The sequence below is a fragment of the Arthrobacter sp. JDC6 genome, from assembly GCF_056484025.1.
In genome coordinates this window covers 53,198-65,653 of sequence record NZ_JBWHZN010000002.1, presented here as the reverse complement: position 1 = coordinate 65,653, position 12,456 = coordinate 53,198, and the positions used below count along the sequence as shown (strand labels likewise).

14 protein-coding genes and 3 pseudogenes are annotated in these 12,456 nt (G+C 63.9%); 6 read left to right on the top strand and 11 right to left on the bottom strand.

What is annotated here, in order from left to right; genetic code table 11:
* Positions 1 to 20 precede the first annotated feature (20 nt).
* Positions 21 to 155, bottom strand: a complete 135-nt coding sequence (locus tag ACV095_RS21315; protein WP_478223496.1) for a hypothetical protein — start codon at positions 153 to 155, stop codon at positions 21 to 23.
* A gap of 224 nt (positions 156 to 379) precedes the next feature.
* On the opposite strand from ACV095_RS21315, the gene ACV095_RS21310 reads away from it, so the two are divergent.
* Complete coding sequence (locus ACV095_RS21310; RefSeq protein ID WP_053004738.1) at positions 380 to 1,291, top strand: alpha/beta fold hydrolase; 912 nt, start codon at positions 380 to 382, stop codon at positions 1,289 to 1,291.
* 813 nt (positions 1,292 to 2,104) lie between these two features.
* A pseudogene (locus ACV095_RS21305) lies at positions 2,105 to 2,431 on the top strand (transposase); the annotation flags it as partial.
* A gap of 75 nt (positions 2,432 to 2,506) precedes the next feature.
* On the opposite strand, the pseudogene ACV095_RS21300 reads toward ACV095_RS21305, so the two are convergent.
* Positions 2,507 to 2,688 (bottom strand): annotated as a pseudogene (locus ACV095_RS21300) (IS30 family transposase); the annotation flags it as partial.
* 333 nt (positions 2,689 to 3,021) lie between these two features.
* On the opposite strand from ACV095_RS21300, the gene ACV095_RS21295 reads away from it, so the two are divergent.
* From ACV095_RS21295 to ACV095_RS21280, 4 genes and pseudogenes are all read left to right on the top strand, one after another.
* On the top strand, positions 3,022 to 3,399 hold the full coding sequence (locus ACV095_RS21295; protein WP_047040757.1) for a hypothetical protein: 378 nt from the start codon (positions 3,022 to 3,024) through the stop codon (positions 3,397 to 3,399).
* Positions 3,400 to 3,493: 94 nt separating this feature from the next.
* Positions 3,494 to 3,712 carry a hypothetical protein gene (locus tag ACV095_RS21290; protein WP_047040755.1) on the top strand — a complete coding sequence of 73 codons (219 nt, stop codon included), beginning with the start codon at positions 3,494 to 3,496 and terminating at the stop codon, positions 3,710 to 3,712.
* Complete coding sequence (locus ACV095_RS21285) at positions 3,709 to 4,131, top strand: hypothetical protein (protein ID WP_156525812.1); 423 nt, start codon at positions 3,709 to 3,711, stop codon at positions 4,129 to 4,131. Before ACV095_RS21290 ends, ACV095_RS21285 begins: the two co-directional genes overlap by 4 nt.
* Positions 4,132 to 4,245: 114 nt before the next feature.
* Positions 4,246 to 5,563 (top strand): annotated as a pseudogene (locus tag ACV095_RS21280) (ISL3 family transposase).
* Between the two features lie 22 nt (positions 5,564 to 5,585).
* Here ACV095_RS21280 and ACV095_RS21275 read toward each other — a convergent pair.
* The 9 genes from ACV095_RS21275 to ACV095_RS21235 form a co-directional block, all read right to left on the bottom strand.
* Positions 5,586 to 6,377: an IclR family transcriptional regulator gene (locus tag ACV095_RS21275; RefSeq protein WP_047040750.1), complete on the bottom strand. Its 792-nt coding sequence runs from the start codon at positions 6,375 to 6,377 to the stop codon at positions 5,586 to 5,588.
* A 56-nt stretch (positions 6,378 to 6,433) separates the two neighbouring features.
* Positions 6,434 to 7,180: a 3,4-dihydroxyphthalate decarboxylase gene (gene phtC, locus ACV095_RS21270; protein WP_047040748.1), complete on the bottom strand. Its 747-nt coding sequence runs from the start codon at positions 7,178 to 7,180 to the stop codon at positions 6,434 to 6,436.
* The gene (locus tag ACV095_RS21265) at positions 7,180 to 8,412 is read right to left on the bottom strand and encodes an NAD(P)/FAD-dependent oxidoreductase (RefSeq protein ID WP_264963629.1); all 1,233 of its coding nucleotides are present in this window, start codon (positions 8,410 to 8,412) and stop codon (positions 7,180 to 7,182) included. The genes phtC and ACV095_RS21265 overlap by 1 nt, the downstream gene beginning before the upstream one ends.
* The gene (locus ACV095_RS21260) at positions 8,412 to 8,606 is read right to left on the bottom strand and encodes a ferredoxin (RefSeq protein ID WP_264963630.1); all 195 of its coding nucleotides are present in this window, start codon (positions 8,604 to 8,606) and stop codon (positions 8,412 to 8,414) included. Before ACV095_RS21260 ends, ACV095_RS21265 begins: the two co-directional genes overlap by 1 nt.
* Positions 8,607 to 8,624: 18 nt before the next feature.
* Positions 8,625 to 8,957 carry a hypothetical protein gene (locus ACV095_RS21255; RefSeq protein ID WP_047040740.1) on the bottom strand — a complete coding sequence of 111 codons (333 nt, stop codon included), beginning with the start codon at positions 8,955 to 8,957 and terminating at the stop codon, positions 8,625 to 8,627.
* A complete protein-coding gene (locus ACV095_RS21250; RefSeq protein ID WP_047040738.1) occupies positions 8,954 to 9,559 on the bottom strand; it encodes a 3-phenylpropionate/cinnamic acid dioxygenase subunit beta in 606 nt (201 codons plus the stop codon). Before ACV095_RS21250 ends, ACV095_RS21255 begins: the two co-directional genes overlap by 4 nt.
* 2 nt (positions 9,560 to 9,561) lie before the next feature.
* Positions 9,562 to 11,025 (bottom strand): aromatic ring-hydroxylating oxygenase subunit alpha, encoded by a 1,464-nt coding sequence (locus ACV095_RS21245; protein WP_286404956.1) that lies wholly within the window; start codon positions 11,023 to 11,025, stop codon positions 9,562 to 9,564.
* Between the two features lie 157 nt (positions 11,026 to 11,182).
* Complete coding sequence (locus ACV095_RS21240; protein WP_047040723.1) at positions 11,183 to 12,049, bottom strand: aldo/keto reductase; 867 nt, start codon at positions 12,047 to 12,049, stop codon at positions 11,183 to 11,185.
* A gap of 60 nt (positions 12,050 to 12,109) precedes the next feature.
* Complete coding sequence (locus ACV095_RS21235; protein WP_157894436.1) at positions 12,110 to 12,259, bottom strand: hypothetical protein; 150 nt, start codon at positions 12,257 to 12,259, stop codon at positions 12,110 to 12,112.
* Between the last annotated feature and the right edge of the window lie 197 nt (positions 12,260 to 12,456).

Here is a 12,456-nt window from a genome sequence, read left to right as displayed (position 1 = left end):
AGCTCGTGGCGGTCGCCCGCCTACTCGATCGCGTTGACGCTGGCCAGGCGGCCCAGTGGAGCCGTGGAGAGCCAATGTCGAGTAGGCGCACGGATGTTGGTATGGCGCCTGGCAGCCAGCCGGTTGTGGTTGCTGTTGTATCGGCGTGTATTCACGTCAACCAAGGCGTACCAATCGGGATGGGCTCGGCGGGCCCCATCAGCAGCTGGCGCACAACGAGCGTCAACCGACGACCGGGATGTCGACGGCGATCGCGGGCGTTCAACTTGTCACCGGCGTTGAATCACGGATCCCTCTTGACAGAAGGCTTCTCTGTGTGACAGAAATGGCAGATACTCGCCCCATAGGCGAGCCAGTTGCTTTGATCAGGAGGCTTGAGTTGAACACAGACCTGTCCGTGAACTACATATCCGTCGGCGGAATCAGGACGCGCTATATCGATCAGGGCGAGGGTCCGGTCATCCTCCTGATCCACGGTGGCCACTCGGGTATGAGCATGCCGGGCGGCGGGGATGGTTGGGCTCCCGTCATCGCTCCTCTGGTCGACAAGGGCTTCCGCGTCGTGACCTTCGACAAGCTGGGGCAGGGAGAGACTGACCTCGCGCCGACGCATGCCGAGTGGACGTTCGATGCGGTGGTCAAGCACGCCAGGGGCTTCATCGACGCTCTGGGACTCGAGGACATGATTCTGGTCGGGCACTCGCGCGGTGGCCTGCTGGCGAGCAAGCTCGCTCTTGACATGCCGGAGTCGACCAAAGGTCTCTTCATCGTGTCGAGCGCGACGCTCGCTGGCACCGACCCTAAGTTCCGCGACGTTGAGTTCTACGACGCGATCACGCGTTCGCTTCCGGCGGACGCGTCTCCGGAGGAGATCTGCGGAGCCTTCTTCCGTGCGCTGTACGTGACCCCGGTGCCGCAGGAACAAATCAATGCGGCCGCCGCCAAGTACGTCAAGGAGAACCACCAGAACGCCCTCAAGACCTACCCGATGGTTGAGAAGAAATACTGGGAGCCGAGTCTTCAGGCGGCGAAGGACGACATCCGCGCTCGCCTCTTCGCCGGCGAGGTCAATATTCCCGTCGAAGTCGTCTGGGGCCGCGACGATCGCTCGGCGCCGGTTGACCTGGGCATCGCCTTCTACCAGAAGCTCGCCCTCGTCTCGGAGACCACGAGCCTGCACATCCTGGGAACCGCGGGCCACTGCGTCTTCGCGGAGCGAACCGAGGACTTCGTTCGAATCCTGGCGGACTACGCAGGCCGTCGCAGCGCCAGCTATGCGACGCGTCGTTGATGGTGATCCTGGGGAACTATCCCGCTTGACGGGGTCTTCGAGTCCGTGCCGGATTGGCGCAGCGCGCCCAGATCGTGCTGCTGGCTTCGGCGTGCGAGTCGAACACCGCGATCGCGGACAAACTGGCCTGTATCTCTTGAAGTGGCCCCCCTGTTCGTGTCCGGTTTCCGGCGACCACGGTGGGCTCTGGGAGAGGGGCCGAAGACAGCGGCGGTTTTCGGCTGGGCGTGATGTGCCCGTGAAAGAGATCGCGGCGCCCGTGGCTCCGTCCTCCCCGGACGAACCCGGTTGAGGGAATTGTTGCCCGGGCTGGTGTGCCGGTTGCGCTCAGCGCGCCGGGCCGGCCCGGCGCAGGCGCCGGATGAAGCACAAGCGCGGGATCCTTCGGCGGGCGACAGCCGCAGGGCGGCCCGCATTGGGGCATGGCGGTCCTCCCGCGGGGTGGATTCTACCCTTGATTCCGCTCCCCCTTCCACGGGCCACTGGCTGGCCCCGCCAGAGGGGGCGGAGGAAGAAGCGGTCCCCATCGTGGAAGCCCTCGGCTGCGGCCGGTTCTGGGTCTGAGATCGGTGCCGGGCGGGGCTCACACTGGCCGGGCCTTCAGATCGGACTTGGTCATGCGGAAGGACGCCTCAACCTGCCACAGGTCGTGATACGCGCCGATCACCGCTGCTGCGGACATCTTCTCGGCGCCGGTGACCTTCAGGAACCTCGCCTTCTTCAGCGGCGTGCTGCCCGGGCAGGGACTGGGGAATTAACGGTGTATCCGGCTCGACACGCCGGGGCGGCAAGCCTGGCGGGAAGGAGCCCGATATGGCCGCAACACTTGAGGCTGTGCCGAGTACGAAAGCCGTTGACGAACTGACAGAGAAATCCGAGGCCGAGGCTGCCCGCGAGCTGGTCAGGATGGCGAGGGAGCAGGGGCTGTCCCTGGCCGGTCCTGACGGACTGCTCAAGCAGCTGACCAAGACCGTCATCGAAACCGCCCTGGACGAGGAACTGACCGAGCACCTCGGTTATGAACGGCACGACACGGCGGCGAAGGATACTGCCAACTCGCGCAACGGAACGCGGTCCCAGACCGTGCTGACGGAGACGACAGGCCCGGTGCAGATCGACGTTCCGCGGGACCGGGAGGGGTGCCGATAGGCCCTGCTGCGAAGGTCCCGTCCTGCGTTGGCGCCGAGGATCAGCCCCCGATATACGGGGCGGTTTCTAGTGAACGTTGCGAATTAGATGTGTTTGCATCCGGTGTCCTAATCGTTGCATGGCTGCCCGTGGCGAGCGGTCGTTGAGACATGCTCGGGGCCTGTCGTTGAGTCCGTCGCAGACGTCATCGAGCTGGTCTAACTCCACACGTTCAGGTCCGTGCCCTTTGGAAAGTACTGCCGGAGCAGTACGGGGTCGCTTTAAGGGCCCTTCGCAGTTAAGCATGGTTGATGTCTCGGCCGGGCAGGGGCACTGACGGTCGGTGTTGTTGAAACCAAAGACCGGGCCGTGGAGAACGCGGCCTTGAAAGCTGCCGTTTCGTATTTGGCTGCGTCGATCGGGAGGTGCGCCCGGGCTTGTAGAGCCGCAGACCGTCCGTGCCGCAGGCCCATTCCGGTGGCGGACGGTGTGCCTGCGGCGCGGACGATCTGCGGCGGGACGAACCACCCGAGACTCCCCTTCCGTCGTACCGGAAGCACTCCGAAAAGACCAGGACTTTGAACAACCTGAAGGACAGACCCATGACCACAAACTCCTCAGATCTGGCCCTCACGGTCGCCGTCACCCACCGTGGCGCTGGAAAAGAAGCCTTCGCGCACCTAACGCGGGGTGAATCCCTGGCCATGATTCCGCCGTTGATCCTCGAACTTTCCGGCAGGATCAGCCGCCGGGCTGCGCTCCTAGAGGCGTCATCAATCGACGCGGCCCACAGTTCCGATGACCTGGCCGCCCTCGCCTGGATTCAGCAATCCCTGGAAGATGTTGAAGCCACCATCATGGGACTGTCGGAGGTAAACCGCCGCCGTTCTGCAGCGTTCCACGGTCCTGCCCCTTCTTCTGCCGGAAGCCTTGGTCCCCTAGGTTCCGCCGGGGCCGCCGGGATTTGGGCCCTGGCTTGATCATGCCGGCGGGCTGCCGCTCCTCCGTTCCGTCCCAGGGACATTTGGCGTGTCCCAAAGTACTGATCACCGCCCTCAGATTAAGGATTTGACCATGCACGCAGCACCCGGTTGTCTCGTCGTCGCCGTTCACACCCGAAAAGAACTGGACGCCGCCCTGGATGAAGCGGTGGATCTGCTGAAGCCGGCGGCGATGGCTGAACACGTCGGCATCTCGGTGGCCCGCCTCGCCCCGGGCCGCTATGAAGCGCGCCTGGACAGCGACGTTCCACGCGGTGTGACACTCGAAAGGTGGGGGAGCGGGCTGCGATGAACGGACAGCAGAGCGATCTCTCCGGCGCGCCGGCTGGCAGCGTTTTTAGCATGGTCTGCCCCGCCGCCCGCCAGGCCGGCTGTTCCCTGCGTACGGCGGCTCTCGGCGCAGCGCCGGGGAGGAATGGGTTGAAAGAGTCGCTGACAGAATGCGAAATCGAAGTCTTCCTGTCCCTGGCCCGCGGGCACCGCATCGCTGTGAGGGATCATGAAACCGGGGCATTGTGGTACGGGCGGGTTGACATGACGTTTCCGGAACACGGATTTGTCTGGGTCATCACGGACGTCGGTGAGCGGAAGTTGCTCGACGTTGGCGTGCACACAATCTGGCGGCCGGAGGAGTCCGGCGCCTGCGGCCGCGTTCGCCGGGAAGCCGGTCGCCTTGGGCCTTCGACGATGAGCAGGGTGAGGGCCGTCTGACGCCGGGGGCAGGGCGTGGCCGCATGCAGCTGCGGCGTGGTGCGGCAGGAAAGAGGTCAGGGCCTCTTTGAATTGGTCGCGACCAAGCAACCAATACCCAAAAGAGACCCTGACATGAATAACTCTATGTCGTGTTCCGGTGGCCGCTGGTGCACGCGCGCGGATGCGCTGCTCGGTGTCGAGGGCGTCCGCGTCAGCTCCGTCACGGCAACCGGTACCGGCCTGCTTCTGGGCGTCGAAACCGGGGAGAACGTCACCGGCTGCGCCGACTGCGGCGTCATCGCGGTCGGGCATGGACGCCGCCAGGTCCGTCTCCATGACATTCCCTGTTTCGGCCGCCCGGTGCGGCTGCTGTGGGCCAAACGTGTCTGGCGGTGCCCGGACCCGGACTGCCCGAGAACGACGTTCACAGAGGAGCACCCGCTGGCAGGACCACGGGCGAAGCTCACCGCCAGGGCCGCCGGGTGGGCGACCGATGCGCTCCAGCATTTCGACACCTCGGTCTCCGCCTTGGCCCATCAGCTCGGCGTCTCCTGGCACACCGTCTGGGACGCGGTCAGGATCGAAGCCACCCGGCGGATCGCATCGACCGGCCGGCTGACCGGGGTAGATGCGCTCGGGGTCGATGAGCATGTCTGGTCCCACACCGGCCCGCCCGGAACCGGCATGGTCACCGGGATCGTGGACCACACCCGCGACCCCGCGGGGGTGGTGCACGCCAGGTTGCTTGACCTGGTTCCGGGCCGGTCGGGGAAGGCCTATGCGGACTGGCTCAAAGAACGCGGCGCAGGGTTCACTGCCGGGATCAAGACCGCCGCGCTGGATCCGTTCCGCGGCTACGCGAACGCGATCCGTGACGAGCTGCCCGAAGCCATCGCCGTTCTGAACGCGTTCCATGTCGTGAAGCTCGGCTCGGCCATGATCGACGAGGTCCGCCGCCGGGTCCAGCAGGACACCCTGGGACACCGCGGCCGCAAGGGCGACCCGCTCTACGGAATCCGTCGAACCCTGCAGATCGGCGCCGAACACCTCACCGACAAACAAGCCGCCCGGCTCGATGCTAAGCTCAGCGCCGGGGATCACGGCCACGAAGTCACCCTGGCCTGGCAGTGCTACCAGAAGCTCCGCAACATCTACCACGCCCGCCCGGAGCGGGGCCGGGAACTCGCCAACGAAGTAATCACATCATTCCCGACCTCCCCATCCCGGAAGTCGCCCGACTCGGGCGGACACTCAATGGAAGACAGCGATCCTAGCCTACTTCGACACCCACGGCGCTTCCAACGGACCCACCAAAGCGATCAATGGCGTCATCGAAACCACCCGCCGAATCGCCCGCGGCTTCCGCAACTTCACCAACTACAGACTCAGATGCCTACTGGCCGCCGGCGGCCACCGCCCCTACCGGAACAAACAGACCAACCATGCCTAAACGCGAAGCCGCTTTAAGTCTTCTAGACCAGGCGCCCCTGGAGTTCTTCTGCGGCTGCCCGGAGCATGCCCCCGAGGTCGCTGCGAAGCTCCTCCGACATGCGGTGGGCCGGCACAGATACGTTGATTCCGTAGACAGTGCCGCTTGGGCCGGCAACCGCGGCGGCGACCGATGTCACCCCGTCTTCGCTCTCTTCGCGGCTATTTGCGTAACCCCTGTGCCGGATTTCGTCGAGCTCCCTTTCAAGGTCCGACCTGGAGGTAATTGAGTTGGTAGTCAGCTTGGGGAGTTCCTGCCCTGGGTACAGATTCCGCAGCTGCTTCTCACCGAGGAGGCTCAGCATCGCTTTACCAGTCGCAGTGCAGTTTGCTGGCAAGGTGAGGCCCTGGCGGGAACCGACGCGGACCGCTCGCCTGCTTTCGATGGCGTCGATGAATTGGACGTCAGTCCTCTCAAGCCTGGCGAAGTGGACGGTTTCTCCCGTTTGTTCGAAGATCCGCTCGAGGACCGGCCGGGCCAGTGTCCGGATGTCCACCTGCCGTCTGATCGCAAAGGCAATCGAGCTCAGCGCCTGCCCAGGTTCGTAGGCCCGGGTCGCCGGGTTCTGCCGAACGAAGCCACGGTAGAGAAGCATGCCCATAAGCCGGTGCGCCGTCGACGACGCCACGCCCAAGTAAGTGCTGGCATCGGTCAGCCTGATGCTGGGCTGGGTTTCGAACAGCAGGAGCAGCCGCAGGGCGTTATCAACAGACTCGATGGGGTATTGCGGCGGCGGACCGTATTTGGATCCGTCTTCTGTCTCTGTCGATCGCATGCCTTGTATCGTACCCAGCGTCGGCGGGACTGTCGGCACTGCCGCGCTGGCCGGCTTCATGGGCTGACGCTCAGCCGGGCGAGCTCGTGTCGCCAGGCGGTCGCGATGTTGAACGGCCCTCCGAGATCTGGCAGCTCCGCCATGTCGGGACCGGGAAGGTCGTGCAGCTGCCCTCCGGCTGCTGTGATCTGAAGCGACAGGCCTGCCAAGGTGTTTACGCTGATGGCTTGGAGGACCGCCTGCTCCATCGTCGGCGCCGCGCTGGTGAGGCCGTGTCCGCGCAGCAGCACCACGGGCCGATCGCCCATGGCGTCGAGCATTTCCGCTGCGAGCTCGCGGTTTCGCACGAGCACTCCTCTGGGGTAGACGGGTATTCCGTCTGCCGCCAGGCGGGTGCCCGGGATGTCGAACGCCCCGACGATCGGCCGGATGGCGAGCCCTGCCAAGTCGGCGGCCACGACCTGCGGGGGGTGGGCATGCACAACGGAGTTGATATCCGGGCGCCGCCGCAGCAGCTCGGTGTGCAGAGGCAGCTCGTTGGGGACCGTGTAGCCGCTGTCGAGCTCGCCTTCGGCGGCGGGATTGCCGTCGAGGTCGACCAGCCGGATGTCGTTGGCTTCGGTGTGCGCGAGGCCACGCTCCTTGGGACCCCTGCAACGGACCAAGAGCTCGTTCTCCCCCGTTCGCGCACTGATGTGGCCGAGGATTCCGTCGGCGAGGCCGCGGCCGGCCAGGACCCGGCAGGCCATTGCGATGGCCTGCCGTTGCTCTTCGTGGACCACCGGCGGCTGACTTCCCCGCATCAGAGTGCCGCCGTCGGCCGGGGCTCGAGCAGGAGCTCGAGTTTGTCGCGCAGTTCCTGCACGCCGATCCCTGATCCCATGCCGCGGCGGCAGGCAAGCAGGGCCTTCGGCCAGTTCACGATCGCGGCACCGTACAGTTCCACTCCGTCGGTGGTGTAGAGCGCTGCGAACCGACCGTGCAGCTCAGGGTCTCCGATGAGGACATGGTCGGCGTTGCCTCCCACGCGACCGACGACCTGGATTTTCCAGTCGTGCTGGTCGCTCCAGACGTATTCAACCGGTGTGTACTCGCGGGGACTGTCCGGATGGGTGATGTTGTGGGCGACGCATGAGGCTTGCTCAACCGCGTTTGTCCAGTGCTCGATCCGGATGTCCGCACCGTGCTTCTGATGCCGCCAGCGCGCCACGTCGCCGACGCCATACACGTTCGGGGCGTCCACAGCCCTGCAGAACTCGTCCAGCACGACGCCGTTGTCCACCAGCAGTCCCGAGGAGGCCAGCCAGGCGTCGTTGGGAACCGCGCCGATCCCGATGAGAACGGTGGCGGCTTGTACTGTCTGGCCGTTGGTAAGCCTGACGCTGAAGGACCCGTGCTCGCCCTCAATGGCCTCGACTCCGGTGCCAAAGATCGTGGTGACGCCGTTGTTGCGGTGGAGTTCTCCAAACAGCTGTCCGATTTCGGCGTTGAAGATGCGGCTCATTGGTATGGGCATCGGGTCGATGACTGTCACTTCCAGACCGAGCGTACGTGCCGTCGCGGCTGCTTCGGCACCGATGAAACCGGCGCCGATCACTGCCAGTTCCCCGCCTTTGAGGAGGTCGGCGCGCAGTTTCCGGGCATCGTCCAGGGAACGGAGCACGTGGATCCCGGGCCGTTGGCCCCAGGGTGAGGGTCGGGCAGATGCGCCCGTGGCGATCACAAGGTTGTCGAAGTGTAGGGGTTCGTGGTCCTGGAGGTACAACAGGTTTCCGGCGACATCGATGCCTGTGGCGGCGTGCCCGAGCAGCAGCCGGATGCTGGCTTCCTCCGCCTGCTCGCGGGTAAGGAGGCGGATGGACGACTCCTCTGCTTTGCCGGAGAGGACGGATTTGGACAACGGCGGCTTGTCGTACGGGAGTTCCGTCTCAGCACCGACGAGGACGATGTCGCCTTCATACCCCTCCAGGCGCAGGGACTGGGCAGCACGCACGCCGCCGATTGAGGAGCCGACGATAACTGTGGTCGTGTTCATCAGTCCTCCACTACTAGGGCGGACACCGGGCAGCTGCGGGCAGCCTCGGTGACACGGGAACGCTCGGCCTCGGGAACTTTGGTCCTGAGGAGAACAACGATTCCGTCGTCATCCAGATCAAAGTAGTCGGTTGCCCCAACGACGCAGTTGGCGTAGCCCTGGCAGGCTTGCAGATCTGCTTTTACGGTAGGCATTGTCAATCTCCTTGGCCTCTAGATGTTGTTTTTGTTCTGGGGCGGCTGCTCGTCCTCGGTGACAAGCGGCCCGAACGGATGCCCGATCATGGCCGAGAAGGTTGCCGGCGCCTGCCAGGTGAGGGCTTCCAGCTCCAGGGGGCACAGGGACACCCACTGGCCGGAGCGCGGGGACTTGATCATCAGCCGCGAGCCGTTCCGCGTCTCGACGCGGCTTACCTGGACTTCGGAGAATTCGTTGGCGATCACGATCGGAGCGCCGTTGACCCGTGCTTCCAGCCGGTCGCGCTCCTCCGCCGCTCGAATGGCGGCAAGGCGGTCCTCCTCTTCGCCTTCCCATTCGAGTTTCATAGGAATATGGCCAGATTCTGCATCCGGATGACCGCCTCGTCGACCATGATGGTGCGGCGGGCGAGCTGCCAGCCGGAGCCGGTGCGGCGCAGCAGATCCTCCCTGCCTGCCGACACGGTCGCGGCCTCGCGGACGTCGCCCCGGCTGCGGAACAGCAGGACCGCCGAATCCACGATGATCTCATCCGGGTTACCGGTACGGAACGTCCGGACGTTGGTGACGTAGTGGCGCAGCCGCGACGGAGGGTCTTCGGTCCAGGCGTGTTCCGTGGCGAAGCGCGCCGCCCTGCGGCTCAGCGAGTACTTGTTTTCATCCATGTGCGCCATCCCGGGAGACGTGCTGTAACCGGCCCCGAGGGCAGTGGTCACCCTCACCGGCATGAGATAGTGCACGTCGTCCGTGAGGCGGCTCAGCCACTCGTCGTACTCCTGTGCGTCGAGCAAATAGGATTCATCGACAAGCCACTTGTGGGCTTGCAGATGAAGTTCATCATTGAACGGCAGGGAGTCACCCGTCCTCTGAGTACGGGGGGCGTGCCCTCCCAGCACCGACTGCTCCGAGAGAGATTTGTTGCTGCGTTCGGTTACGGCTTCAATACCCACGGCTAGCCCTCCTTCGAAACGGTCATTGCCGGGGCGTGCCCGTTGTGCTCAGCGGGAGCCGGGAAAGAATCCGGGGTGTCAGACGGACAGTCCTGCACCGGATTGCTGCCGACGTGCACCTGGGCCGCTTTTTCCATCGGTCGTTCAAGATGGTTGGCCCATCGCAGGAGCAGTTCACGCTGGTTGTATTCGCTGTATCCGACGCGGGTCGAGCCGGGGCCGGAGTACTGCTCGGGGGTCAGGGGTTCGACGACGTTCTGTCCGTTTTCCAGCATGCCCATGCGGCTGTTCAGCAGCAGGCGCCGTGCCATCGGGCCGCCGGCGGTGCTGGTCAAGGAAACCCAGTTTTCCACGTCGTCCTGCTCGAACATGCCGCCGCTGCCAAAGCACATGAGATAGGCCTTGTAGGAACGTGCCTTAAACTCTTCGGGCGCGTTCTTGTCGACGGCGAACCACGATACGATCTCGGTCTCGTCTTCACTGATTGGCTGCCACTGCCGGATGGAGATGAACGGGAGCACTTCATCGGAGTCTTCTTCGACCCGTGGCCAGTTGTGCACGAAGCTCATGTTCGGGAACACCGACGCCGCCGACACCATGAACCCGTCCTTGCCCACGACGTCGAGCTGCTCCTGGCTCCACTGCTCTTTCATGCGGGCGATCATCTCGTCCGGGTAGCCCACGTAGCGGAGGCGGTCTTCCAGGCTTCCTTCGGGAAGCTTGTAGGTAGTTCCGCCGCCGTTGCCGGCCCAATAGGTTGTCCCGTCCTTGCGCTTTTCCGCCTTTGGTTCGCGGAACAAACCAATTTCGACGACGGAGGTGTGGGTCTGGGGGGTGTGATACATGTCGCCGGCGAAGTTTTCGGCTCCGATTTTCCAGTTGGCCTTGACCCGCCACCGCTGCGGCCCGCGCAGTTCAATCCCGCCGGAGCTTTGCTTCGTGTAGTAGTCCATGTAGAACTTGAAGTCACCCAGGAAGTCCTCCAACGGCTCTGCGTCAGGATCCAGGCTGACGAAGATAAGGCCGTTGTAGATGCCCAGGGAAGGAGCAGGCAGCAACGTCTGCCCCTGCTTCTTGAAGCCCTCTTCGCCGCCGTATGCCTCTTTGTGGAAGGGCAGTCCGACTATGCGGCCGTCGTTACGGTAGGACCACCCGTGGTACGGGCAACGGAAGTGGGAAGCGTTTCCCATCTCCGTGCGGCAGACCTGCATGCCGCGGTGAAGGCACATGTTGAACAGTGCCCGGATTTCTCCATGTTCATCACGGGAAATGATGAATGAGTCTTCCAGGACGCGGCGCACCACGTAGTCGCCAGCTTCGGGCACCTCGGATTCGTGGGCGACGAAAAGCCAGCTGCGACCAAAGACCCGCTCCTTTTCAAGCTCGAAGATCTCTTTGTCGTTGTAAATGTGTGCAGGGATCATGCCCTGCCGTACATCCTGAATCACGCCGCTGTGGTCAGTCATTGATGGATCTCCTTGTCCGGGCCGGCAAGACGCCAGTCATCTCTGGTAATCAGAGATAGTTTCTTTTAGAAAGAGAATGACCTAAAGTGTGGCGTTCGTCAAGCCCCAGTCGGCCGAGTGGCCGAGGCCCCGCCGGACCGCGTCCGTTGGCCGGGATTCAGTGACCGTTTTCCGCAGCATCTGAGTCCCGCGCAGCAGTTTCGCCCATATCCAGGCGGGCCAGATCGTTCATGTCGTCGGCGGTCAGGGTGAAATCGAACGCAGAGATGTTCTCTCTCAACCAGACGGGGTCCGAAGCCTGCGGGATGGGCACCAGGTCCTGCTGAATGTGCCATCGCAGCAGGACCTGGGCAGGTGACCTGTTCAGACGGTCGGCGATGGCCACCACAAGGGGGTTCGCACGCAGTCCGGATTCACGGCCGATCGGGCTCCAGGATTGGGTGAGGATTCCCAGCTCCCGGTGGACCGCACGCGGTTGTGTGCGCGCCAGAGCGGGACTTAGCTGAATCTGGTTGACGTCCGGAACGACTCCGGTCGCTTCGATGATTTTCCTCAGGTGGGCCGGCTTGAAGTTGGAGACGCCGATGGCCTTGACGGCGCCTTCCTCTAACAGGGTTACAAGGCCTTTCCATGCCTCCGCATACGCGCCAAGCGCCGGCACCGGCCAATGGCACATGAACATGTCCAGATAGTCGACCCTAAGCTTCCGCAGGCTTTCGTCGTACGCCCGACGGACGCCGTCGACGCTGTGGGACTCCTTGTTGAACTTGCTGGAAATAAAGAGTTCCGCCCGCGGGACGCCGGCGGTTCTGATGCCGCGGCCCACGGCTTCTTCGTTGCGGTATTGAACGGCCGTGTCGACCAGCCTGTAGCCGGTCTGCACGGCACAGCGGACGGCTTGCTCGCATTCGGCGTCCAGCATCGGCCATGTTCCGAGGCCGATCCGCGGCATACTGTGTCCGTTCAGCAAGGGCAGCCTTGAGGTCGCACCTGGTCTCGGAGCCGTACTCGTTTCATTTATCATCGGAGGGCCTCGTCTTTCGGATCTGTCGATAGTTTGCTAAACGGCTGAAGCCTCAGCTCTTTATGTTTGGGCCATCACGGGTGCGGTCAGCTCAAGGTAGGCGTTTGCCTCCTGCAAGCCAACGCCGCCGCCACACTTGTTGTCGATGTCGAACAGACTGGCCAGATGCGGCAGCTCGGCACGGTCGCCGTAATCCAGCAAGTGAAGCACAACGCATAACTGCTGTCCAGATGTTAATTCCGTTCAGCAGAGAACTGGCGAGATCTGCCGGTGTGGCAGTGGTAGCCGCCCGCCCAGCGCCGTCTGGCCTGTAATCCTCGCCAGTGGGGGCCATTAAACGCATCGCCATGAGATAGCTTCGGATAGGGCCAAGCCTCCCGGAGACCGCCTCCCTTTTGAAGAAGAGC

What these genes read in the sequence shown, in the direction of transcription:
- ACV095_RS21240 (WP_047040723.1), bottom strand. Translation starts at nt 12,049, where the DNA reads ATGATAAATGAAACGAGTACGGCTCCGAGACCAGGTGCGACCTCAAGG.
- ACV095_RS21290 (WP_047040755.1), top strand. Translation starts at nt 3,494, where the DNA reads ATGCACGCAGCACCCGGTTGTCTCGTCGTCGCCGTTCACACCCGAAAA.
- ACV095_RS21245 (WP_286404956.1), bottom strand. Translation starts at nt 11,025, where the DNA reads ATGACTGACCACAGCGGCGTGATTCAGGATGTACGGCAGGGCATGATC.
- ACV095_RS21260 (WP_264963630.1), bottom strand. Translation starts at nt 8,606, where the DNA reads ATGCCTACCGTAAAAGCAGATCTGCAAGCCTGCCAGGGCTACGCCAAC.
- ACV095_RS21265 (WP_264963629.1), bottom strand. Translation starts at nt 8,412, where the DNA reads ATGAACACGACCACAGTTATCGTCGGCTCCTCAATCGGCGGCGTGCGT.
- phtC (WP_047040748.1), bottom strand. Translation starts at nt 7,180, where the DNA reads ATGCGGGGAAGTCAGCCGCCGGTGGTCCACGAAGAGCAACGGCAGGCC.
- ACV095_RS21255 (WP_047040740.1), bottom strand. Translation starts at nt 8,957, where the DNA reads ATGAAACTCGAATGGGAAGGCGAAGAGGAGGACCGCCTTGCCGCCATT.
- ACV095_RS21275 (WP_047040750.1), bottom strand. Translation starts at nt 6,377, where the DNA reads ATGCGATCGACAGAGACAGAAGACGGATCCAAATACGGTCCGCCGCCG.
- ACV095_RS21285 (WP_156525812.1), top strand. Translation starts at nt 3,709, where the DNA reads ATGAACGGACAGCAGAGCGATCTCTCCGGCGCGCCGGCTGGCAGCGTT.
- ACV095_RS21295 (WP_047040757.1), top strand. Translation starts at nt 3,022, where the DNA reads ATGACCACAAACTCCTCAGATCTGGCCCTCACGGTCGCCGTCACCCAC.